22 protein-coding genes are annotated in these 22,478 nt (G+C 64.7%); 9 read left to right on the forward strand and 13 right to left on the reverse strand.

Annotated features, from left to right (window positions below):
• Positions 1–191: 191 nt before the first annotated feature.
• Entirely contained in the window at positions 192–389 is a 198-nt protein-coding gene (locus ACQY7X_RS05575; RefSeq protein WP_428248865.1) for an RSP_7527 family protein, read from the reverse strand.
• A gap of 102 nt (positions 390–491) precedes the next feature.
• Here ACQY7X_RS05575 and ACQY7X_RS05580 point away from each other — a divergent pair, with 102 nt between their 5' ends.
• A complete protein-coding gene (locus tag ACQY7X_RS05580; protein WP_428248866.1) occupies positions 492–1,400 on the forward strand; it encodes a LysR substrate-binding domain-containing protein in 909 nt (302 codons plus the stop codon).
• Here ACQY7X_RS05580 and ACQY7X_RS05585 read toward each other — a convergent pair.
• From ACQY7X_RS05585 to ACQY7X_RS05595, 3 genes are read right to left on the reverse strand one after another with little or no spacing between them, the layout of a single operon-like run.
• Positions 1,372–2,421 carry a threonine aldolase family protein gene (locus ACQY7X_RS05585; protein WP_428248867.1) on the reverse strand — a complete coding sequence of 350 codons (1,050 nt, stop codon included), beginning with the start codon at positions 2,419–2,421 and terminating at the stop codon, positions 1,372–1,374. The genes ACQY7X_RS05580 and ACQY7X_RS05585 overlap by 29 nt on opposite strands.
• A gap of 10 nt (positions 2,422–2,431) precedes the next feature.
• A complete protein-coding gene (locus ACQY7X_RS05590; RefSeq protein ID WP_428248868.1) occupies positions 2,432–2,869 on the reverse strand; it encodes a Mov34/MPN/PAD-1 family protein in 438 nt (145 codons plus the stop codon).
• A gap of 16 nt (positions 2,870–2,885) precedes the next feature.
• Positions 2,886–3,242, reverse strand: a complete 357-nt coding sequence (locus ACQY7X_RS05595; protein WP_428248869.1) for an OadG family protein — start codon at positions 3,240–3,242, stop codon at positions 2,886–2,888.
• Between the two features lie 20 nt (positions 3,243–3,262).
• On the opposite strand from ACQY7X_RS05595, the gene ACQY7X_RS05600 reads away from it, so the two are divergent.
• A complete protein-coding gene (locus ACQY7X_RS05600) occupies positions 3,263–4,261 on the forward strand; it encodes an RluA family pseudouridine synthase (RefSeq protein ID WP_428248870.1) in 999 nt (332 codons plus the stop codon).
• Here the strand turns inward: ACQY7X_RS05600 and ACQY7X_RS05605 are convergent.
• Positions 4,248–5,216, reverse strand: a complete 969-nt coding sequence (locus tag ACQY7X_RS05605) for a dienelactone hydrolase family protein (protein WP_428248871.1) — start codon at positions 5,214–5,216, stop codon at positions 4,248–4,250. The two genes, ACQY7X_RS05600 and ACQY7X_RS05605, sit on opposite strands and share 14 nt — an antisense overlap.
• Positions 5,217–5,300: 84 nt before the next feature.
• Here ACQY7X_RS05605 and ACQY7X_RS05610 point away from each other — a divergent pair, with 84 nt between their 5' ends.
• Both ACQY7X_RS05610 and rpoH read left to right on the forward strand, forming a co-directional pair.
• Complete coding sequence (locus tag ACQY7X_RS05610) at positions 5,301–5,786, forward strand: PAS domain-containing protein (protein WP_428248872.1); 486 nt, start codon at positions 5,301–5,303, stop codon at positions 5,784–5,786.
• Between the two features lie 137 nt (positions 5,787–5,923).
• Positions 5,924–6,817, forward strand: a complete 894-nt coding sequence (rpoH, locus tag ACQY7X_RS05615) for an RNA polymerase sigma factor RpoH (protein ID WP_428248873.1) — start codon at positions 5,924–5,926, stop codon at positions 6,815–6,817.
• 76 nt (positions 6,818–6,893) lie between these two features.
• Here rpoH and ACQY7X_RS05620 read toward each other — a convergent pair whose 3' ends face one another.
• The 5 genes from ACQY7X_RS05620 to mutM form a co-directional block, all read right to left on the reverse strand.
• Positions 6,894–7,466 carry a GAF domain-containing protein gene (locus ACQY7X_RS05620; protein ID WP_428248874.1) on the reverse strand — a complete coding sequence of 191 codons (573 nt, stop codon included), beginning with the start codon at positions 7,464–7,466 and terminating at the stop codon, positions 6,894–6,896.
• 277 nt (positions 7,467–7,743) lie between these two features.
• Positions 7,744–9,036: an adenylosuccinate synthase gene (locus ACQY7X_RS05625; protein WP_428248875.1), complete on the reverse strand. Its 1,293-nt coding sequence runs from the start codon at positions 9,034–9,036 to the stop codon at positions 7,744–7,746.
• A 29-nt stretch (positions 9,037–9,065) separates the two neighbouring features.
• A complete protein-coding gene (locus ACQY7X_RS05630) occupies positions 9,066–10,238 on the reverse strand; it encodes an ATP phosphoribosyltransferase regulatory subunit (protein WP_428248876.1) in 1,173 nt (390 codons plus the stop codon).
• Between the two features lie 12 nt (positions 10,239–10,250).
• Complete coding sequence (locus tag ACQY7X_RS05635; protein ID WP_428248877.1) at positions 10,251–11,027, reverse strand: enoyl-CoA hydratase; 777 nt, start codon at positions 11,025–11,027, stop codon at positions 10,251–10,253.
• 183 nt (positions 11,028–11,210) lie between these two features.
• Entirely contained in the window at positions 11,211–12,035 is an 825-nt protein-coding gene (gene mutM, locus ACQY7X_RS05640; protein WP_428248878.1) for a bifunctional DNA-formamidopyrimidine glycosylase/DNA-(apurinic or apyrimidinic site) lyase, read from the reverse strand.
• 48 nt (positions 12,036–12,083) lie between these two features.
• Between mutM and ubiE the strand changes: the two genes are divergently transcribed.
• Positions 12,084–12,836: a bifunctional demethylmenaquinone methyltransferase/2-methoxy-6-polyprenyl-1,4-benzoquinol methylase UbiE gene (gene ubiE / locus ACQY7X_RS05645; protein WP_428248879.1), complete on the forward strand. Its 753-nt coding sequence runs from the start codon at positions 12,084–12,086 to the stop codon at positions 12,834–12,836.
• A complete protein-coding gene (gene ubiB / locus ACQY7X_RS05650; protein ID WP_428248880.1) occupies positions 12,836–14,362 on the forward strand; it encodes a 2-polyprenylphenol 6-hydroxylase in 1,527 nt (508 codons plus the stop codon). Before ubiE ends, ubiB begins: the two co-directional genes overlap by 1 nt.
• Before the next feature lie 201 nt (positions 14,363–14,563).
• Here the strand turns inward: ubiB and ACQY7X_RS05655 are convergent, their stop codons facing one another.
• The 3 genes from ACQY7X_RS05655 to ACQY7X_RS05665 all read right to left on the reverse strand — a co-directional run bounded on the left by ACQY7X_RS05655 (position 14,564) and on the right by ACQY7X_RS05665 (position 18,542).
• The gene (locus tag ACQY7X_RS05655; RefSeq protein ID WP_428248881.1) at positions 14,564–15,799 is read right to left on the reverse strand and encodes a porin; all 1,236 of its coding nucleotides are present in this window, start codon (positions 15,797–15,799) and stop codon (positions 14,564–14,566) included.
• Positions 15,800–16,031: 232 nt separating this feature from the next.
• Positions 16,032–17,276 (reverse strand): porin, encoded by a 1,245-nt coding sequence (locus ACQY7X_RS05660; protein WP_428248882.1) that lies wholly within the window; start codon positions 17,274–17,276, stop codon positions 16,032–16,034.
• Positions 17,277–17,615: 339 nt separating this feature from the next.
• Positions 17,616–18,542, reverse strand: a complete 927-nt coding sequence (locus tag ACQY7X_RS05665; protein ID WP_428248883.1) for a class I SAM-dependent DNA methyltransferase — start codon at positions 18,540–18,542, stop codon at positions 17,616–17,618.
• Between the two features lie 226 nt (positions 18,543–18,768).
• Here ACQY7X_RS05665 and ACQY7X_RS05670 point away from each other — a divergent pair, with 226 nt between their 5' ends.
• The 3 genes from ACQY7X_RS05670 to ACQY7X_RS05680 are packed head-to-tail and all read left to right on the forward strand — an operon-like array spanning position 18,769 to position 22,475.
• The gene (locus tag ACQY7X_RS05670; RefSeq protein ID WP_428248884.1) at positions 18,769–19,341 is read left to right on the forward strand and encodes a DUF3576 domain-containing protein; all 573 of its coding nucleotides are present in this window, start codon (positions 18,769–18,771) and stop codon (positions 19,339–19,341) included.
• A 49-nt stretch (positions 19,342–19,390) separates the two neighbouring features.
• Positions 19,391–21,952 (forward strand): leucine--tRNA ligase, encoded by a 2,562-nt coding sequence (gene leuS / locus ACQY7X_RS05675; protein WP_428248885.1) that lies wholly within the window; start codon positions 19,391–19,393, stop codon positions 21,950–21,952.
• A gap of 19 nt (positions 21,953–21,971) precedes the next feature.
• Positions 21,972–22,475, forward strand: a complete 504-nt coding sequence (locus ACQY7X_RS05680; RefSeq protein ID WP_428248886.1) for a hypothetical protein — start codon at positions 21,972–21,974, stop codon at positions 22,473–22,475.
• Positions 22,476–22,478: the final 3 nt, after the last annotated feature.

Raw genomic sequence — 22,478 nt, forward strand, 5'->3', positions numbered from 1 at the left:
GCTAGCGCGGCGGCGAAAACCCGGCAAGCCGCCGGCTGAGTAACCTGGCCACTCCGGGGTAACCGGCCATGTTCCTGAAGTGTTTAAATGTGAAACAGCATCCTCGGGCATCCCCGGCCCAGCCAAGCCGGGGCTGCTGGGCCGGCCTGGCTGGGTCTGGGTAAGGCCTTGAACGGCCTGGAAGCGAAGGCCTACTCGGCGACCAGGACCTTGGCGCTGCGGAAGCGGAGGGTCGGATTCGCCGCGTCCTGAGTCTGGGCGAACAGCCGGCGGGCAAAACCGGTGAAGAACTGGCCAATGGCGGCGTGGACATCACGGATCGCCTCGGCGCGGAGCTGATGCGCGCGGGCACGGTAGAAACCATAGGTATCAAGCGTAATCCGGGGCATTTGGGCCTCCTGCCTGGGGTTGACAGGAGGAATCTACTGCATTGCAGCAATTTCAATAATACAGCATATTTTCATTAATTACTGACTGTTAGGACATAATAAATGGACAAGCTGGCGGAAATGACCTGCTTCCTGCGCGTGGTGGACAGCGCCGGCTTCGCCGCCGCCGCCGTCAGCCTGGGCCTCACCCCGTCTGGTGTATCGAAGCAGATCGCGCGGCTGGAGGACCGGCTGGGTGCCCGGCTGCTGCAACGCACGACACGGCGTGTCAGCCTGACCACCGAGGGCCGCGCCTATTACGAACAGGCACGCGAAATCCTGGCCGATATCGAAACCATGGAAGCCAGTGTCGGCGGCGCCGAGCGGGTGGCGCGCGGGCTGCTGCGGGTCAACGTGGCGCATGGCTTCGGCATGGCGCAGATCGTGCCGCTGATCCCGGCCTTCTGCGAGCGCCATCCGCAGATCGAAGTGCAGTTGAATTTCGCCGACCGCATCGTCGACCTGCTGGCGGAAGGCGATGATGTGGGCATCCGCCTGGGCCGCGTGCGCGATGAAGGCCTGATCGCCCGGCGCCTGGGCGAACACACGCGCATGATCTGCGCCGCGCCAAGCTATCTCGCCCGCCACGGCACGCCTCGCCTGCCAGCCGAACTCGAAGGCCACCGCGCCGTGCTCAGCACCAATGTGCCGCTGATCAATGCCTGGCCGTTGCGCCAGCCGGACGGCAGCGTGCAGATGGTGACGCTGCCCGGCGTGGTGTCATCGGATAGCGGCGACGCGCTGTTCCGCATGGTGCTGGCCGGCATGGGCATTGCCTATACCGCAGATTTCCTGATCCACGAGGCGATCCGCGATGGCGGCCTGGTGCCGCTGTTGCAGGAGTATACCGCGCCGCAGATCTGGCCGATCCATGCGGTGTATCCGGCGCGCAAGCATCTGGCAGCGAAGGTGCGCGCCTTCGTCGATTACCTGGCCGAGAGCTTCAGCCCGCCGCCCTGGAAGCTGAGCTGAGCAGGGCGGCGACATCCGCCTCGCTCTTGTCGAAAGCGCAGACGAAGCGATAGATGGGGCCGTCTTCGCTACCAGGCTGATCACTCCAGGTATGGAACAGCGCGCCATCGGCGGCCAGGCCGGCGCGAATCTTTTCCGGCAGCACGGCGAATACTTCATTGGCCTGCACCGGATAGGCGATGCGCACCCCCGGCATGGCGGCGAAGCCATCGGCAAGCTGGCGTGCGCGGGCATTGGCATGGCGCGCCAAACGCAGCCACAGATCATCATCCAGCATCGCGGCCAATTGCGCCGAGAGGAAACGCATCTTGGAAAACAGGTGGCCGGCGCGCTTGCGGCGGAACAGGAAGCTTTCGGCCAGCTCAGGCTTGAAGAACACCACGGCCTCGGCAGCCAGCGCGCCATTCTTGGTGGCGCCGAAGCTCAGCACATCGACACCGGCTTTCCAGGTCAAGTCGGCGGCGGAAGCATTGCTCGACACGACGGCGTTGGCGAAACGCGCGCCATCCATATGCACATGCAGGCCGCCATCATGGGCAATTTTGCTGAGCGCCGCGATTTCGCTGACCGAATAGATCGTGCCGGCCTCGGTGGCCTGGGTCAGGCTCAGCGCGCTTGGCTGCGGATTATGCTGCGAGCCGCGCCAGCCGAGGCTCAAGGCGCGCGTGAGCGCCTCGGGCGTCAGCTTGCCATCGCTGCTGCCGGCAAGGCCGAGCATCTTGGCGCCGCCGGTGAAAGCCTCCGGCGCGTTGCATTCATCCACCTGGATATGGCTTTCCTCATGGCAGTAGATCGCGCCGTGCGACGGGCAGATCGCCGCCAGCGCCAGGGCATTCGCCGCCGTGCCGGTGGCAACCGGAAACACGCGGCAATCGGTGCCGAAAAGCTGCGAGAAGCGGCGGTCGAGATCGCGGCTGATATCATCGGCACCGTAGCTCGATGCATTGCCGGTATTGGCCCGCTGCAACGCGGCGAAAATTTCCTGCGCGGCGCCGGCTACATTGTCGGAACGGAAATCCATCGCGAGAACCTCAAACGATCTGCAGGGCCAGCGGCGTGAAGCCGCCCGATTGAAACGCGAAAGCCGCCGGCAGCATAGCCTTGCCCGCCGTAACGGATGAAATCAGCCAGAGCAGGTCCGGCTCATAAGCCGAAGCAGCATCGGTGGCGGAAGGTTCGGCGCGGCCATCGGGATGGCTGTGCCAATGGCCCAGCAGCCTTTCCCTGGGCAGCTTTTCCTCTGGCGGATGTTCCGGCCCGGCGGCCTCGCGCAGGGCACGCCGCAGGCGGATTTGCGTCGCCGGATCAACCTCGAAATGGCGCCTCGGATCCGGCGCCACATTCTCAGCCGGCACGATGCGGGTGATGCACTCGCCCTGCCCCACCAGCAGGGCACAGGCCTCATCGGGATAGGCGGCTTCCGCCAGGGCGAGCAACTGATCCGCCAGCGCGCGCGGCAGCGAAATCATTTCTCGACCTGCCAAATCATTTCTCGACCTGAATGGTGAGTTGGCCGATCGGCTGCAATGTCTGGCTATGCAGGGCGAACAGCCGCTCGGTGCCATCGGCCAGCCGCACGCGGACAATGATGCGCTCGCCGCTGGCGAATACATCGGCGACGCGGCTGTTGCGCGGCAGGTTCAGCACCTGCTCGGCAAAGGCCGGAGAGAGATTCGCCGGCACCGGCTTGGCTGTCTGCTTGGCGGCTTCGGCGCGGCGCTGCGGCACGCCGGTGATCAGGCCGACGATCAAGGCCATGATCAGCGCCACGAACACCACGCTCAAACCGATGACGAGCGGCTTCAGCCAGCGTAGTCTCGGGTCCGTGTCCTGGTCCGCCATGATGATAAGCTCGCACCCCAATGCCTGATTTTTCCGAAACCAGCGCGCCGCTGGTGCCTGAGGATCGTGCCGGCACCAGGCTCGACCGCTATCTTGCCGAGGCGCTGGATTTCTCCCGCTCGCGGCTCAAGGCGCTGATCGAGGAAGGCCATGTGCGGCTCGGCGGCGAGACCATAACCGACCCCTCGCGCAAGATCAAACCGGGCGAAAGTTACAGGGTCGCGCCGCCGGAAGCAGCAGCGGCGGAACCGCAGGCGCAGGAATTGCCGCTGGATGTGGTCTACGAGGACGCGCATCTGATCGTGGTGAACAAGCCGGCCGGCCTGGTGGTGCATCCGGCGCCGGGCAACCCGGACCTCACCCTGGTGAACGCCCTGCTGCATCATTGCGGCGACAGCCTTGCCGGCATCGGCGGCGTGAAGCGCCCCGGCATCGTGCACCGCATCGACAAGGATACCTCCGGCCTGCTGGTGGCGGCCAAGACCGACGCGGCACATCACGGCCTCGCGGCGCTGTTCGCCGAGCATGACATCGAGCGCGAATACCAGGCCATCGTCTGGGGCCTGCCCAATCCGCTGCGCGGCAGCATCACCGGCGCCATCGGCCGTGACCCGCGCGACCGCAAGCGTATGGCGGTGCGCGGCGATAATGAGAGCAACAAGGGCAAGGCCGCGATCACGCATTACGCCGTCGAGCGGCAATTGCTCGATGGCCAGGGCCATGCCTTCGCGGCGCTGCTGCGCTGCAGGCTTGAAACCGGGCGCACGCACCAGATCCGCGTGCATATGACCGCCAAGGGCCATGCGCTGATCGGCGATCCGGTCTATGGCCGCATGCGCTCGCTGAAACCACTGAAACTGCGCAGCGAGGCGGAAGCGGCCCTGCGCGGCTTCCGCCGCCAGGCGCTGCATGCCGCCGTGCTTGGTTTCCGCCACCCGATCAGTGGCGAGGACCTGCATTTCGAAGCGCCGCTGCCCGATGACTTCGCGGCCTTGCTCAAGATCCTCAGTTCAGTTTAAACGTCTCGCGCACGGCCTGCTTCAGGGCCGCGAGCGAAGCCGCCTTGGCCGCCGCATCGGGGCCACCGCTGACGCCGCGCGTGCGGCAGACCGCCAGGGCCTTGGGCGCATCGGCATTGGGCCGGCCATCGGCACCGGCGGTCTTGATGCCGCTGGTCTGCTCCACCCAGCTCAAATCCGCCTGCTGCACGAAGAAGCATTTGCTCCAGTTCTCGCCATTGGGCTGCGACCAGGCGGCGCCGACGCCATCCCAGCCATGCTGCGCATTGGGATAGATCACCATGTCGAGCTTGGCGCCGCCGGCCTTCAGGCTGTCGGCGACGCTGCGGCAGCTTTCGGTGCCGACATAGGTATCGGCGGCACCCAGCAGCATCAGGATCGGTGCGCCGGTGGTGCGGGTATCGCGGTAATGCGTATCGCAGGCGGGATAGAACGGCACATGCAGGGCGAAACGCGGGCCATCGGGCACATAGCGGTCGGCAATCACCCGCAGCGCGCTGCGCAACGCCACGGCGCCGCCCTTGGAGAAACCGGCGATGCCGATGCGCGTGGCATCGATGCGCGGATGCGCCGCCGCCGCCTTCAGCGCGCCGAAGGCATCGGCGATCATGTCGTTGGTGGTTACCGAGACCTGATCGGCCATGGTGGATTTGACGCCGCGCGGGGTGAAGGAATCCGGGATGATCGAGGCCACGCCCATGGCGGAGAATTCCCGCGCATAGGCGTATTCGCGCGTATCCGTCACACCGCCGCTACCATGGTGCAGCAGCATCGCCGGCAGCTTGGCATCGCCTGGCGGCAGGAAAAGCTCCGCCGTCACCGTGACCGGGCCGTTGCGGGACGGCGCGGTGAAGCTCAGCACCTCGCGCTGCACCTGGGCATGTACAGCCGGCGCATACGCGGCTGGCGCGAGCAACAGAATGGATATGAAACCGATAACCGGCAGGCGAGCCATGTCCCCCCTCCTCTGCATTGCATGCAACACAGCCTAGCGCAAATTAATGACCCGCCCTATCCCCCATTGAGATAGGGTTCCGGCATGAGCGTAACCGCTGAAACCCTGGGTGTGGTCAACCCTGATTTGTGCCGGCTGCTGGCCTATTGGCAGCGGCAGCGCGGCGACCGCGCCATGCCGACCCGCGCCGATATCGACCCGCTGGATTTCCGCTACATGCTCGGCTCCATCGTGCTGGTGGATGTGGAGCCGGCAGGGGGTGACTACCGCTACCGCTTCCGGCTGGTGGGCGTAAACGTGGTGGAGCATGCCGGTAACGACCTGACCGGCCATTACATCGAGGATTACCCGGGCCAGGAATTCGCCACCAAGCTGCGCGAGAGCTATACCGCCCTGGTGGCCGGCAAAGTGCCGCGCCGGGTGCAGCGGCGCGAATTCAATGATGGCCGGTTCTACGAGATGGAGGCCTTGCTGCTGCCGCTGGGAGCTGGCGGGAATGTGACCATGATCATGGTCGCGCTGGCCTTCGGCCCATGGGAAGAAAGCGGGTATTTACCGGAAATCCGCTAAATACCCTGTTTACAATGTTTCCAGCCCCGGCCCCATTTCTGCCGCAATCGGCCTTTCAGATATTGAACATGAGCGACCGAGATACCACATCTTCGCTATCGTCCGGGGCCAACCCGGCCGGGGGAGTAAATCGCACCATGTCACGAAGCCTGACCGTTCCTGCTATTTCCGCCGATGGCGGCCTGTCCCGTTACCTCTCCGAAATCCGGCGTTTCCCGATGCTGGAGCAGGAAGAGGAATTCATGCTCGCCAAGGCCTGGCGCGAGCGTGGTGACGTCGACTCGGCCCATAAGCTGGTGACCAGCCATTTGCGCCTGGTGGCGAAGATCGCCATGGGCTACCGCGGCTATGGCCTGCCTTTGGGCGAACTGATCGCCGAGGGCAATATCGGCATGATGCAGGCGGTGAAGCGCTACGACCCGGATCGCGGCTTCCGCCTCTCCACCTATGCCATGTGGTGGATCCGCGCCTCGATGCAGGAATACATCCTGCGTTCCTGGTCGCTGGTGAAGATCGGCACCACCGCCGCCCAGAAGAAGCTGTTCTTCAACCTGCGCCGCATGCGCGGCCAGCTGAAGGCGATCGATGGCGGCCAGCTCACGCCCGAGCAGGTCGAAACCATCGCCAAGCAGCTCGATGTGGCGCGCGAGGACGTGATCGCCATGGACCGCCGCCTGGCGGCGCCCGACAGCAGCCTGAATGCGCCGCTGCGCGGCGATGAGGAAGGCGATGCCCAGTGGCAGGACTGGCTGGTGGACGAAACCCCGAGCCAGGAAACCCGCCTGGCCGATGGCCAGGAAAGCGGCCTGCGCCACAAGCTGCTGATCGATGCCATGGCCAGCCTGAACGAGCGCGAGCGCGACATCCTGGTGCAGCGCCGCCTGGTGGATGAACCGGCGACCCTGGAAGACCTTTCGGCGCGCTACAGCATCAGCCGTGAGCGCGTGCGCCAGATCGAGGTGCGCGCCTTCGAGAAGGTGCAGAAAGCGGTGCGCGAAGCCGCCATCCGCGACGGCATCACGGCGCTGTAAACAGCACCCATCCTGAAAAACAAATGGCCCGCTTTTCAGCGGGCCATTTTCGTTTGCGGTGAACCGCTCCGGCAGCTCAGTGCAGCCACTGGCGCTCTTCCTCGCGATGCGGGAAGAGATCGACCTCATCGAAATCATCGGCCTGCGGCATTTTCGCCTGCGGCTGCGGCACGCCGCCGAAATCACGGATGGCGCCAGACAAAGCCTGTGCCAGCTTGCGCAGCACATACACATCGCGCTCGCGCCAAGTGCCGTTCCGATCCAGGCGTTCGCAGCAGAACATCGCGGTCGGCTGGTTGCGGCTATCAACCAGCAGCAGGTCCAGGCGGTCCTGCAATTGATCGACCTGCTGGCCATCCTGATTGAGCTGCGGCGCGTTATCGGTGTTGATCGCGGAACTCATGCCGCCGGAAGCCGCCTTGATGTAGACCTCGGCTTCATCGCGCGGGATCACCTTGCCTTGGCTGAAATTGCCATCGCGGCCATCGAGCTGGCGCTGGCAGATCATGGCGCCATCCTCATCGAACAGCCAGATGCCGACGCGGGTGGCCTGGGCCACTTCCACGGCATCGAGGCAGATCGCCTCACAGATGCCGTCGATGTCATCAAAACGGGTCTGGTCGGACTGGGCTTGCTGGGTACGGAGCATCGCTACAACTTCCTTCAAAAGGCGGTGTTGTTGCAGCACAATCTAAGCCCATTAGAAGGAAACAGAAATTAGCTTCTGATTATGAGCAGTTAAATTCAGCTAATGCCGGCAATTGCCGCGCGTATGACACGCGCGGCGTTCTGCATCGAATAGCAATGCGACGGAATATGCGCGGGAAATGCGGACTCCGGATTTCTACCCATGCCGAATGGCGTAGTTCCGCAGCCCGCTTGATTCGTCCCGAAGGCAATCCCCGCAGGGATCAATCCGCCCTGAATCAGTCCTCGAAAGGATCCTTCATCAGGATGGTATCGTCGCGCTCCGGACTGGTGGAGAGCAACGCCACCGGCGCGCCGATCAGTTCCTCGATACGGCGCACATACTTCACGGCTTCACCCGGCAGCTGCGTCCACGAGCGCGCACCGCGCGTCGAATCCTGCCAGCCATCCATGGTCTCGTAGATCGGCTTCGCCGCCGCCTGCTCGCCCATGCTGGATGGGAAGTAATCCAGCTTCCGGCCATTCATCTCATAGCCGACGCAGAGCTTCACTTCCTTCAAACCGTCGAGCACATCGAGCTTGGTCAGCGCGATGCCGTGGATGCCGTTCAGCTTCACGGTCTGGCGCACCAGCACGGCATCGAACCAGCCGCAGCGCCGCTTGCGCCCGGTGACAACGCCGAATTCATGGCCCTTCTCGCCGAGCCATTGCCCGATCTCGTCGGTGAGTTCGCTCGGGAATGGACCTTCGCCGACACGGGTGGTGTAGGCCTTCACGATGCCGAGCACATAATTCAGCGCGCCGGGCCCGAGGCCGGAACCGGCCGAAGCCTGGCCGGCCAGCGTGTTCGACGAGGTGACGAAAGGATAGGTGCCGTGATCGACATCGAGCAGCGAGCCCTGCGCGCCTTCGAACAGGATGCGCTTGCCGCCACGGCGCAGTTCATCCAGTTCCACCCAGGCCGGCACGGCATAGCTGAGCACGGCGGGCGCGATCTCGGCGATCTGGCGCAGCAATTCGGCGCGATCCACCAGCGGCGCGCCCATGCCCTTGCGCAGCGCATTGTGATGCGCCAGCAGGCCATCCACCTTGCGCTCCAGCACGGCGGCATCGGCGAGGTCGCAGACGCGGATGGCGCGGCGGCCGATCTTGTCTTCATAGGCCGGGCCGATGCCACGCCGCGTGGTGCCGATCTTCACGCCTTCGGCGGCATCCTCGCGCAGGCCATCGAGTTCACGATGCAGCGGCAGGATCAGCGTGGCGTTATCGGCCAGCTTGAGCGTGGCCGGGCTGACCGCGACACCTTGGCCGCGCAGCTTCTCGATCTCGGCCAGCAAGGCCCAGGGATCGACCACCACGCCGCTGCCGATCACCGACAGCTTGCCCGGCCGCACGATGCCCGAAGGCAGCAGCGAGAGCTTGTAGGTGACGCCATCGATCACCAGGGTATGGCCGGCATTATGGCCGCCCTGGAACCGCACCACCGCATCGGCGCGCAGGCTCAGCCAATCGACGATCTTGCCCTTGCCCTCGTCGCCCCACTGGGCGCCGACCACCACCACGTTGCTCATCGCCTGATCCCTTAGCGTTGATTTTTTTGTTAGACAGCGCGGACGGTCTTGCCGTCCCACCAATGACTGCAACTGGCGGCTTTCGCCGCCTTGGCGCCGTTATCGCCTTCCGCTTCCAGCGCCGCCCAGGTGCTGTGGCCTTCGGCGCGCAAGCGTGCCGCCACATCCTGCGGCGTGCCATGCGGCAGATAGAGCAGCAGCTTCTGCGGCATCGGCGGCAGGCCGCGCATCACGCTATCCAGATACAGCGTGAAGCCGGTGGCGGTTTCGCCGCCCGGCGTGACATAGCGGCCGCCCCGGCCCAGTTCGCCGCGCACATTGCGCGCGAACAGCGTGTAGCTGATGCCGCTGTGATACTCGAAGCCACGGAATTCACCGGGATCAAGCGTCAGCAGCAGGTCCGGCGCGGCAGCCGAAACTTCCGCCACCAGGCGGTCGAGATCGGCAACGATGGCGGCGGCTTCGGGCGGCAGCTGCATGGCCTTGAGGCCCTTGATCGCCGCATCGGCGGGGCCGGCCAGCGGCAGCAATTTCAGCAGGTCGGGTGCCGCGGCACCGGCCACGGCCTTCAGTTCGGCTGAATCCTTGCGGTCCAGCGCGCGGCGCGCAGCTTTGGCCTTGCGTTCATCCAGGCCATGGGCCGCCGTGATTGCCGGCGCCAGCAAAGGCTGGGTGATATCGAGCGAGAGGTTTTTCACGCCGAGCTTCGCCACCGCTTCCGCTGCCAGCAGTGCGGTTTCCACATCGGCAGCCAGCGAGGCGGCGCCGATCAGCTCGAACCCGGCCTGGGCGAATTGCCGCTCGGGCCGCAATTGCGAGCCACGCACGCGCAGCACCTGGCCGGCATAGGCGAGCCGCAGCGGGCGCGGCGCCAGCTTGAGGCGGCTGCCGGCGATGCGCGCCACCTGCATGGTGATATCGTTGCGCAGGCCCATCATGCGCTGCGACACCGGATCCATGACGCGGAACATCTGCCCGGCGAGATCCTGGCCGGAGCCGGCGAGCAGGGTTTCCTCGAATTCGATCAGCGGCGGCTTGACGCGGGCATAGCCGCGCGAGGCGAAACTGGCGAGCAGGCTTTCCGAGGCGAAAGCCTCCCAATCGGCGCGCGGCGGCAGCACATCGCGCAGACCCGCCGGCAGCAACGCCACCGAGGCATCCGTTTCCGCCGCTTCCACGCCCTTGCGCGCCTTGGGTGCCATCGTGATCAGCCTTTAGCGGTTCTTGAAGGCCGGCTTGCGCTTCTCGGCGAAGGCGGCCATGCCTTCCTTCTGGTCCTCGAAAGCGAAAGTCGAGTGGAACACGCGGCGCTCGAAGCGCACGCCCTCGGTCAGCGTGGTCTCATAGGCGCGGTTCACCGCTTCCTTGGCGATCATCACCACCGGGCGCGACAATTCGGCGATGCGGCTGGCGGCCTTGAGGGCCTCATCCAGCAGCTGCTCCTTCGGCACCACGCGGCTGACCAAGCCGGAACGCTCGGCTTCCGCCGCATCCATCATGCGGCCGGTGAGGCACATTTCCATCGCCTTCGACTTGCCAACGAAGCGGGTGAGGCGCTGAGTGCCGCCGGCGCCCGGAATGGTGCCGAGATTGATTTCCGGCTGGCCGAACTTGGCGTTATCGGCGGCGAGGATGAAATCGCACATCATCGCCAATTCGCAGCCGCCGCCGAGCGCGAAGCCCGATACCGCCGCGATCACCGGCTTGCGGCAGCGCGTCACGCGCTCCCAGCCGGCGGTGATGAAATCCTCGGCATACACATCGGTGTAGGTCTTGGACTTCATTTCCTTGATATCAGCGCCGGCGGCGAAAGCCTTCTCGGAGCCGGTGATGACCATGCAGCCGATATTCGCGTCGGCCTCGAAAGCATCCAGGGCCTGGGTCATCTCGGCCATGAGCTGGGCGCAGAGTGCGTTCAGCGCCTGCGGGCGGTTCAGCGTGATCAGGCCGACTTGGCCGCGCGTTTCCACCAGGATCATTTCGTAGCTCATGCTGCTTCCCTAGATTTTCGTGTGCGTCAGCGCAGCCAGCCATGCCGCCAAGTGGTGGCAGGAGGCTGGTCAGGGCAACCCCGAATGGGGGCGCAAATACCGGTCTGGCCGGGCCTGAACATGGGGCGGACCATGCCACCTCAGGGCGGATTTGGAAAGAGGCGGCCCCGGCGTGGCGAGGGGCTATTTCTGGCAGTTGCCGCAGAAAAAGGTGGAGCGGCCGGACTGCACGATGCGGCGCACCGGGCGCTTGCAGGTCTGGCAGGGCTGGTCCTCGCGGTCATAGACCCGGAAGCGGGTCTGGAAGTAGCCAAGTTCCCCATCCGTTTGCACATAATCGCGCAAACTGGAGCCACCGGCCTCCACCGCTTCCAGCAGCACCGCCTTGATCGCCGGCACCAGGCGGTCGAGCCGCTTGGCCGCCACCGAACCGGCCAGCCGTTCCGGGTGGATGCCGGCGCGGTAGAGCGCCTCCGAGACATAGATATTGCCCAAGCCCGCCACCACCCGCTGATCCAGCAAAGCGGCTTTCATCGGCGTGCGCTTGCCCTTCAGCGCCGCCGCCAGCACGGCCGGGGTAAAGGCATCGTCCAGCGGCTCCGGGCCGATGCCACTCAGCAGCTTGTGCTGGGCGAGTTCCGGGGCCTCGATCAGGTCCATCATGCCGAAGCGGCGGGCATCGTTGAAGGTGACGGCCCAGCCGGTTTCGGTGGCGAAGATCACATGGTCATGCGGGCCGATATCGTTCGGCCAGCCCTGGCGCATCACCATGCGGCCGGACATGCCGAGATGGATCAGCCAGGTAAGCCCGCCATCCAGTTGCACCAGGATGTATTTGGCCCGGCGTTCCAGCGCCAGCACCTTGCGGCCCTGGATGCGGCGGGCGAAATCCTTCGGCAGAGGGAAGCGCAGATCGGGCCGCCGTGCCTCGATGCGGGCGATGCTGTGCCCGGCCAGTTTCATGGCCAGGCCGCGGCGGGTGGTTTCCACTTCGGGCAATTCAGGCATCGCCCGCTGTCTATACCGCGCCGGCCCCGTTTCGGCTATGGTCCGCCCATGGCTCAGGACCCCAGTAACGAGACCCATTTCGGCTTCACCCAGGTGCCCGAGGCGGAGAAAGTCCGCCTGGTGCGCCAGGTATTCGAGAGCGTGGCGCCGCGCTACGACCTGATGAACGACCTGATGTCGGCAGGCGTGCACCGGCTGTGGAAAAACGCCATGGTCGACTGGCTCGACCCGCGCGGCGCCATCACCGTGCTGGACATGGCCGGCGGCACCGGCGATATCGCCTTCCGCATCCATGACCGCGCGCCGCAGGCCAATATCCTGGTGGCCGATATCAACGCCGCCATGCTGGACCAGGGCCGCAGCCGCGCCATCGACCAGACCAGACTCGACCGCCTGTCCTGGATCTGCATGAACGCGGAAAGCCTGCCGCTGCCCGACCGCAGCGTCGATGCCTATACCATCGCCTTCGGCATCCGCAACGTCACCCATATCGACCAGGCTTTGCGCGAAGCCTACCGCGTGCTGAAGCCGGGCGGCCGCTTCCTCTGCCTGGAATTCTCCGCCGTGCGCAATCCGGTGCTGGCGAAAGCCTATGACGTCTATTCCTTCAACCTGCTGCCGAAGATCGGCGACCTAGTGGCCAAGGATGCCGACTCGTACCGCTACCTGGTGGAAAGCATCCGCCGCTTCCCGAGCCAGGAGGATTTCGCGGCCATGATCCGCGAAGCCGGCTTCGGCAATGTGAAATACCGCGACGTTTCCGGTGGCATCGCCGCGATGCATTCGGGCTGGCGCATCTGATGCTGCCAGGGTTTACGCATCTCAGCCGTCTGTTCGGGATCGGCCGCATCCTGGCGCGGCATGACGCGCTGTTCCCGGTGCAGCAGGCGCCGCTCCCCGGTGCGATCAAGGCTGCCGCCGCGCTGTTCCAGGCCGTGTTCGGCAGGCGGCGCCCGGATCTGCGCGAGGGCGAGCGCATGGCCGCCGCGATGGCGGAACTCGGCCCCAGCTTCATCAAGCTCGGCCAGGTGCTGAGCGTGCGCCCCGATATCGTCGGCAGCGCCATGGCGGAGGATCTGGGCCGGCTGCGCGACAAGTTGCCGCCCTTCCCCTGGAGCGAGGCGAAAGCCGCCATCGAAGCCGAACTCGGGACAAAGCTGGAGCAGCTTTATATCGGCTTCGAGCCGGTGCCGGTGGCCGCCGCCAGCGTAGCCCAGGTGCATTTCGCCGAAACGCTGGAAGGCCAGCCGGTCGCCGTGAAGGTGCTGCGGCCCCAGGTTGAAGCCGCTTTCGCCCGCGACCTGGCGCTGTTCGCCTGGCTGGCCGGCAAGGCCGAGGATTGCCTGCCCGGGATGCAGCGGCTGCGGCCGCGCGCGGTGATCGAGACCGTGGCGCAGCAGGTGGCCATCGAACTCGACCTGCGGCTTGAAGCCGCCGCTGCTTCCGAAATCGCCGACAATTTCCGCGACGACCCGGACCTGCATGTGCCGCGCCCGGACTGGAACCGCACCGCGCGCCGCGTGCTGACGCTGGAACGCATTACCGGCACCCCCATCGAGGACCGCGACGCCCTGATCGCCGCCGGCCATGACCTGCCGCGACTGGCCGAGCGCGTGATCCAGAGCTTCCTGCGCCAAGCTTTGCGCGACGGTTATTTCCACGCCGACATGCATCACGGCAACCTGTTCGTGGCCGCCGATGGCAAATTGCAGCTCGTCGATTTCGGCATCATGGGCCGCATCGATCTCGGTACCCGGCGCTTCATGGCCGAGATGCTGGGCGCCTTCCTGGCCGGCGACTGGCGCCGCGCGGCGGAAGTGCATATCGAGGCCGGCTATGTGCCGCTCGATCCGGCTTCAGGCCGCACCGTGGAGGCGTTCGCGCAGGCCTGCCGCTCCATCGGCGAGCCGATCCTGGGCAAGCCGGTGGCGGAGATTTCCATCGGCCGGCTGCTGGCGCAGCTGTTCCAGATCACCGAGACCTTCGGCATGCGCACGCAGCCGCATCTGCTGCTGCTGCAAAAGACCATGGTGACGGTGGAAGGCGTGGCGCGCAGCCTGGACCCGGAGGTGAATTTCTGGGAAGCCTCGCGCCCCGTGGTGGGCGACTGGGCCAGCCGCAACATGGGGCCGGAAGCGCAGATCCGCGATGGCATCGCCGAGGGCGTGGCGACGCTCCGCCGGCTGCCGAAGCTGCTGCGTGATCTGGAAATCCTGGCGGCGCAGAGCGAAAGCCCGCCCACGCCGACAGTGGCGCCGGATCGCAAGCTGCACTGGCTGCTCGGCATCATCGCCGCCCTGCTGGCGGCGCATCTGCTACTCGATTAGCTGTTCCTGCAATAAAAACAAAAAGCCGTCATGGCCCGGTTCAGCCGGGCCATCCACGCGTTTTTGCTTCATTGACCAGCATAAAAGGAACGCGTGGATGCCCTGCCTCCGCAGGGCATGACGGTTTTGCTCCATATCTTCTATCCGGCAACAAAAAAGGGCGGGATGACCCGCCCTTTTCCGTTCAGCCGATAGAATGGCTTAGAAGGTCAGGTTGACACCCAGCACGCCGAAATTGGCCTTCGACTGGTTGGCCGCAGTGCCATTGCCATCCTTGAACTCGTAGGTGCCAGCGCCGCCATAGAGCTTGATGCCAGTGGCCAGCATGTAGCTGACGCCGAGTTGATAGATATCAGCCTTGTCGTCGGCAAAGCCGGTTTCCTTGCCCGTGGCATGCCAGTAATCGCCACCGACGCCGATGGAGCCGGGCTGGCTGCCATTGGTGGTGTAGAGGAAGCCAAGGATCCAGGCACGGCGGTCGATGGTGGGCGTGAATTCTTCCGACTTGTAGCCGCCGCCGGCACCGATGGTGGAGCCGCCGCCGAGTGCGTAGGTGAGCTGTGCGCCGGCTTGCCAGCCATCCAATCGCTTGGCTGGCGTGCCGCCATTGGCCGCGGCCAGCGACTCGATGCGGGTATTCACATAACCCGCCGAGAGCGCCAACGTCAGATCGCCAAAACTCTCGATGTAGTTAGCAGCGACCGTATGCTGGTTATGCACCTGGCCGGCCGTGGTCGTGGCGCCGAAACCGGCATCGCAGGTCTGCCCGGTATTGTTATAGGTGCCATTGTTGAAAGCGCCGTTCTGATAATCCTGGCAGCCATCCGGCACATAGGAATAGCCGAGCTGCAGGCCCTTGCCGGCCTTGGAACCGAAATAGCGGTTCGACGAGGTGTAGATATTGATGCCTTCGGCATCATTGCCATGGTTGGAGAACCACATCTGCGTCGGCCCGGCGCGATTACCCGCCGGCACGACAAACACAGCATTTTCGGAGGTCGCCGTAGAGATGTTATCCTGGCCAGGCAGCGTGGTGTTGGGCGAGAAATACTGCATCTTGGCGGCAACGCGATCGGTGGAACCCACCTCGATCTTGCCAAGATCGTTTTCAAACCAGAGATACGATTCGTCGATCTGGTCGCCATCGGTGGCGCCTTCCAGCTCGACACGGCCGCCGACGCGCAGACCATTATCCAGCACGGCACGCAGGCTGAACCAGATTTCCGCATTCGGCGCACCGAAGGTGGCTGGCGATTTGTCGGTCTGGGCCGAGCCGGTCTGCTTGTCGCGGTCCTGCAGCTTGAAGGTGCGGGTCATGTAACCGCCGACGGTGACGCCGAGCGGCTCGGCCTTCACCTGTGCGAAGGCGCTATCCGCCAGCACGACGCCAGCGGCGGCGACCAGCGCGGTTTGCAGCAAAAGAGCTTTTTTGATCATGCAGTCTAATCCCTTCCAACGATGCCTGGGGATGATGGGGGAGGCATCACGCAACAACTGGATAGGGCGGCAGAATAGTCAAACCAATGTGATCAACCGATGGGCCGTGACCGCCCGGGACGTAACCACCGTCACACCTGAGCCGGAGTTGATCGTCATCATCAATCGCAGACAAAAAAAGAAAGGGGCAGGTTTCCCTGCCCCTTTCCGCTAACCAATCCTTGCGGATGGATTAGAACACCAGGTTCACACCCAGCAGGCCGAAGTTGGCCTTGGCTTCGTTGGCAGCAGTAGCGTTGCCATCGGTGTACTTGTAGGTACCGGCGCCGCCGTAGAGCTTGATGCCGGTGGCGAGCTGGTAGCTCACGCCCACCTGGAAGACCTTCGCCTTGTCATCGCCCTGCTTGACGTTGGCGTTGGTTTCTTCACCCTTAGCCCACCAGTAATCAGCACCCACGCCGATCGAGCCCGGCGCAGCGCCGTTCGACAGGTAGTAGACGCCAACGACATAGGCCTTGCGGTCGATGGCGTTGCCAGCGTTGTTACGCGACACTTCTTCGTCCTTCAGACCACCACCGACGGTGACGCTGGAACCGCCGCCGAGGTTGTAGCCAACCTGCAGACCAGCCTGCCAGCCAGTGACGCGCTGCGGCACGGCATTGGCAGCAGTGGCAGCAGCCGGCTCAGCGCGGTTGGTGATGTAGCCACCGTACAGAGCGACGTTGAAGTCACCGAACGACTCAAGGTAGTTACCAGCGAAGGTGTGCTGGTTGCGGGTGGTGCCATTGTTGGTGGCGCCGAAGCCAGCGTCGCAGGTGGTGCCGGCATAGGTGCCGTTATTGAAAGCACCGTTGGTGTAGTCCTGGCAGCCATCCGGGGTGTACGAATAGCCGAGCTGCAGGCCCTTGCCAGCCTTCGAACCGAAGTAGCGGTTCGAGGAGGTGTAGAAGTTGATGCCTTCAGCGTCGTTGTTCGCGTTGGCGAACCACATCGTCACACCACCAGCGCGGTTGTTCGCCGGGGTGAGGAAGACGGCATTTTCCGACACCTGGCCGGTGTTCTGGCCGGACAGGGTGGCGTTCGGCGAGAAGTACTGCATCTTCGAAGCGACGCGGTCGGTCGAGCCAAGCTCGATACGGCCGAGGTCATTTTCGAACCACACATACGATTCGTCGATCTGGTCGCCGTCAGTGGCACCTTCCAGCTCAACGCGACCGCCGATGCGGAGGCCGTTGTCCAGCACAGCGCGCAGGCTGAACCAGATTTCCGCGTCCGGCGCGCCGAAGGTGGCGGCCGACTTGTCGGTCATGTTGGAACCGGTCACCTTGTCGCGGTCCTGCACCTTGAAGGTGCGGGTCATGTAGCCGCCAACGGTCACGCCGAGCGGCTCAGCCTTAACCTGCGCAAACGAAGCGTCAGCCAGCATCACGCCAGCAGCGGCCACGAGCGCGGTTTGCAGAAGCAGAGTCTTCTTCATTCCTCTTTCCTCTCCCACCGGGGTCATAAAGGTTTCAGAGCTAGTAACTAGCAGAGAACAATCAGCCCGGCTGGGCTAACTGATCGTCCGAGATGAAGCCATTTCGCCCCCCGCCCTGTCAACAAAAGTGGCAATCAACGCCACCTTTTTGCCATGGGTGTTGCAGATGGGCCACATTCAATCAACTAAATGTCTGATTTCCGCCAAATAATATAGGCATTTCGCAGTGCGCCACAAGCAGGAGAGGTTCGCTTTGCGTGACAAAAATGGCGCAGTTTGCCGCGAATCGTCCACAATTCACCTCACGGCGGCGCCGGCAGGGCCGGGACTCCAATGGAATCAGGCGCCAAGCACGAGGCGATAGGCCCGGCCCGGCTCTTCCCGGCCCTGTTCCACCCGCAGCGGCGCTTCCAGGGTATCGGCGATGCTGAAGCCATGCTGGGCAGCCAGGCCGGCAATGTATGCATCGCTCTGGCGGTAGCGGCCGCTGGGCATCAGCCGCACCGGCTCCTCGGGGGAACCGCGTTCAATGGTGGCGAGGACTTCCCCGCCGGGGGACAGTACCCGCGCGGCCTGGGCAAAAAAACGTTCCAGGCGACCTATATAGATGAATACATCCGTAGAGAGCATGGCATCGTAAACCCGCGCCGGCACCTGCTCCAGGAACGTGTGTATTTCCATTTCCGCGAGCCGGTCATAGGCCGGGCGGCCATTATACTGGCGCTTCGCTGCCTGCTGCAGCATGGCGGGGGCGATATCGATGCCATCAATGCCGCGTGCATAGGGCCGGAATAGCGGGCCGTTCAGGCCGGTGCCGCAGCCGAGGTCCAGGATGGTGCGGCGGCCATCGGGCTGCCAGGCGCGCTTGGCCAGAGCCTGGATCATCCAGGGGCCGCGGTATTTCAGCGCCGCCAGGTGGCGGTCGAAACTGGCCGCGTGACCATCGAAAACCCAGCGCAGATAGTCGTCCGGGGCGCGTTCCGTGGTGGTGCCGGACAGCGAGTCGACCAGATGCGCGATGGCGCCGGATTGCGGCGCCAGTTCGCGCGCTAGGCGCAGGTGATGCAGCGCCTGTTCAGCCTCGCCGCGTTCCATATGGCATTGCCCGAGGCCAAGCTGCGCCCCGGCATGGCCTGCCATACCGGCGGCCTCCAGCACGGCACGATACAGCGCCATGGCCGCCTCGGTCTCGCCACCGGTCTGCAACCGCCAGGCCTCGGCCATGCGGGCCTCGATACTGCCGGAATCCGCTGCTTGCTCGCTCATGATGAAGGCGGTTGTGGCCCAGCAGGGCCGCCTCTTGCAAGCCCCGGCAGAGTGGCCGGACCGGAACCAGCCAATTTTGCACCCGCCGATTTTACTGGCCGCCAATTTTGCGGCTGGGGAGATTGGCGCCGGTAAGGCCGGTATGCTAGTGAAACTGTCTACTAATCTGATGGGCTCCGATGACGCCCCCGGAAGCCCGGGAGCGCCCCGCGGGAGGATCGCGTTCATGACCTGGTATCGCCTGTTTTCCCTGCCTAAGCCGCGGGCCACGCTGCTCGCCCTGGGCCTGACGCTGGGCCTGACCCTGGGCCTTGCGGCCTGCGGCGGCAGCGGCGATTACGCGCCCTACCCGGAAAAAGGCCCGGACGGCACCGTGAACCCGAACCCGACCGGCGAGCGCCAGACGATTTTCGGCTCCGGCGGCCTGTTCTCGTCCGGCGGCAAGAAGCCCGAGGAAGGCGGCGGCGGCAGCGGTATCGGCGTCAACAGCTTCCTGTGGCGCGCTTCGCTCGACACCATCTCCTTCATGCCGCTGGCCTCTGCCGATCCGTTCGGCGGCGTGATCATCACCGACTGGTATGCCGCGCCGCAGACGCCGAACGAACGCTTCAAGGTGACGATCTACATCCTGGACCGCGCGCTGCGCGCCGATGGCATCCGCGTCAGCGTGTTCCGCCAGGTGCGCCAGGGCGAGAACTGGTCTGACCAGGCCACCGCATCGGAAACCAATGTGAGCATGGAAAACGCCATCCTGCAGCGCGCCCGCGAACTGCGCGTGGATGCCGAAGCCCGGCGCTGACGCGCCACTCGCGTGTGATACTTAATCTTCTGACAGACGGTTTTGAGTGATGTCGCGCTACAACGCCAAGGTGGTGGAAACCAAGTGGCAGCAGGAATGGGATGCCCGAGGCTCCTTCCGCGCCCAGGCTGATCGTTCCCGCCCGAAATACTATGTGCTGGAGATGTTTCCCTATCCATCGGGACGCATCCATATGGGCCATGTGCGCAACTACACGCTGGGCGATGTGGTGGCGCGCTACAAGCGTGCGCGTGGCTTCAACGTGCTGCATCCGATGGGCTGGGACGCCTTCGGCCTGCCGGCGGAAAACGCCGCGCAGGAAAAGAAGGTGCATCCGGCCGCCTGGACCTACGACAACATCGCCAACATGCGCGCCGAACTGAAGCGCATGGGCCTGTCGCTGGATTGGGATTGCGAACTCGCCACCTGCCATCCCGGCTATTACCAGCACCAGCAGAAACTGTTCCTCGACCTCTACAAGGCCGGCCTCGCCTATCGCAAGGAAAGTTTCGTCAACTGGGATCCGGTGGATCACACGGTGCTCGCCAACGAGCAGGTGATCGATGGCCGCGGCTGGCGCTCTGGCGCCATTGTCGAGCGCCGCAAGCTGTCCCAATGGTTCTTCAAGATCACCGAATATGCCGACGACCTGCTGGCGGCGTTGCAGACGCTGGACCGCTGGCCCGAGCGCGTGCGCGTGATGCAGCAGAACTGGATCGGCAAATCGGAAGGTGCGCGTTTCTCCTTCGCGCTGGCCGGCCGAGCCGACAAGATCGACGTCTACTCAACGCGCCCCGACACGTTGTTCGGCGCCAGCTTTGTCGCCATCTCGGCGGATCATCCGCTGGCGGCGGAAGCGGCCGCGAACGATCCGGCTCTCGCCGCCTTCATCGAGGAATGCCGCCAGACCGGCACGGCGGAAGCCGAGCTTGAGAAGGCCGAGAAGAAGGGCCACCGCACGCCGCTGGAAGCCGTGCATCCGTTCGATCCGAATTGGCGCCTGCCGGTCTATGTGGCCAATTTCGTGCTGATGGAATATGGCACCGGCGCCGTGTTCGGCTGCCCGGCGCATGACCAGCGCGATCTCGATTTCGCCCGCAAATATGCCTTGCCGGTGAAGGCCGTGGTGGCGCCGAAAGGTAAGACTGCGCAGGAGATCGGCACCGAAGCCTATACCGACACCGATAACACGGTGGCGATCAATTCCGGCTTCCTGGATGGCCTGGGGGTTGCGGAAGCCAAGCGCGCCGCGATTGCCAGGCTGGAAGAATTGAAAGCCGGCGAAGGCACCGTCACCTACCGCCTGCGCGACTGGGGCGTGAGCCGCCAGCGTTACTGGGGTTGCCCGATCCCGATGATCCATTGCGATGCCTGCGGCGTGGTGCCGGTGCCGGCGGAGCAGCTTCCCGTGGTGCTGCCCGACGATGTCACCTTCGACACGCCCGGCAATCCGCTGGATCATCATCCGACCTGGAAGCATGTGAACTGCCCGAGCTGCGGCAAGCCGGCGCGGCGCGAGACCGATACCTGCGACACCTTCGTCGACAGTTCGTGGTATTTCGCCCGCTTCTGCTCGGCCCGCGACGATCAGCCGATGAACCGCGACGCGGTGGATTACTGGCTGCCGGTGGACCAGTATATCGGCGGCATCGAGCATGCCATCCTGCATCTGCTCTATTCCCGCTTCTTCACCCGGGCGCTGCGCGATACCGGGCATCTCAAGGTCGCAGAACCCTTCGAGGGCCTGTTCACCCAGGGCATGGTGTGCCACGAGACCTACCGCGATGCCGCCGGCGCCTGGCTGTTCCCGACCGATGTGAAGAAGGACGGCGAGAGCTTCGTGCATGTGCAGACCGGCGCGCCGGTGACGGTCGGCCGTGTCGAGAAGATGTCGAAGTCGAAGAAGAACGTGATCGACCCCGGCCTGATCATCGAGACCTACGGCGCTGATACCGCGCGCTGGTTCATGCTCTCCGACAGCCCGCCGGAACGCGATCTGGAATGGACCGAGGCCGGTGCCGAAGGCGCCTGGCGCTTCACCCAGCGGCTCTACCGCCTGGTGGCCGAGCCGAAGGCGGCGATTGCCGCCGCCGGCACGCCGGCCCCCGCCGAGTGGAGCGCGGAGGCGCTTGAGTTGCGCCGCGCTCTGCACAAGACCATTGCCGCGCTGACCCAGGACCTGGAGCAGTTCCACTACAACAAGGCCGTGGCCCGCGTGCATGAATTCGTCAACACGCTGGAGGCGCACCGCGCTGCCGATGCGGCTTCCGCCGCCGCGCGCCGCGAGGCGCTGGAGGCGCTGTGCTGCCTGATCGCGCCGATGGTGCCGCATCTGGCCGAGGAAATCTGGCAGGGCCTAGGCAACGCCGGCCTGGTGGTTGATCAGGCCTGGCCCATTGCCGATGCCGCCCTGGCGCGCGATGAAACCGTGACCATCGCGGTGCAGGTTTCCGGCAAGCTGCGCGCCACGCTGGAAGTGGACCGCGACATGGACAAGGCGGCGCTGGAGCAGCTGGCGCTGGCCAACGACAATGTGCAGCGCGCGCTGGAAGGCAAGCCGGTGCGCAAGATCATCGTGGTGCCGAACCGGATCGTGAATGTGGTGGTCTAGGCGGATATTCCTCGCCCTCATGCTCCTGGCGCTGGCGCCGGGCCTGGCTGGCTGCGGCTTCAAGCCGCTCTATGGCCGCCAGGATGGCGATGTGACGGTGCAGGAATTCTCCCAGATCGTCTTTGGCCAGCCGGAAGACCGGGTGACGCAGCAGGTGCGCAACCATCTGCTAGACATGGTGACGCCGCTGGGCGTGCCGCAGCAGCCGCTCTACCGCCTGGAACTGAAAGTCACCGAGACAGTATCGAGCGTGCTGGTGACGCGCACCGATGAAGTGACGCGCAACAATCTCAACCTGCAAACGCTGTACCGCCTGCTCGATTACCGCACCGGCACGGTGCTGTATCAGGGCCAGGTGAGCAGCCTGGTTTCCTACAACCTGGTGCGCGCCGATTATGCCAACCTGGTGAGCGAGCGCGATGCACGCAGCCGCGCCGCGCGCGATAATGCCGAGCAGCTGCGCATCGTGCTCGGCAATTATTTCAGCCGCCGCCAGAAGCAGGCGCAGCAGCAACCAGGCTGACGC

The sequence above is a fragment of the Ferrovibrio sp. genome (assembly GCF_965278975.1).
In the GTDB taxonomy this organism is placed as follows: Bacteria; Pseudomonadota; Alphaproteobacteria; order Ferrovibrionales; family Ferrovibrionaceae; genus Ferrovibrio.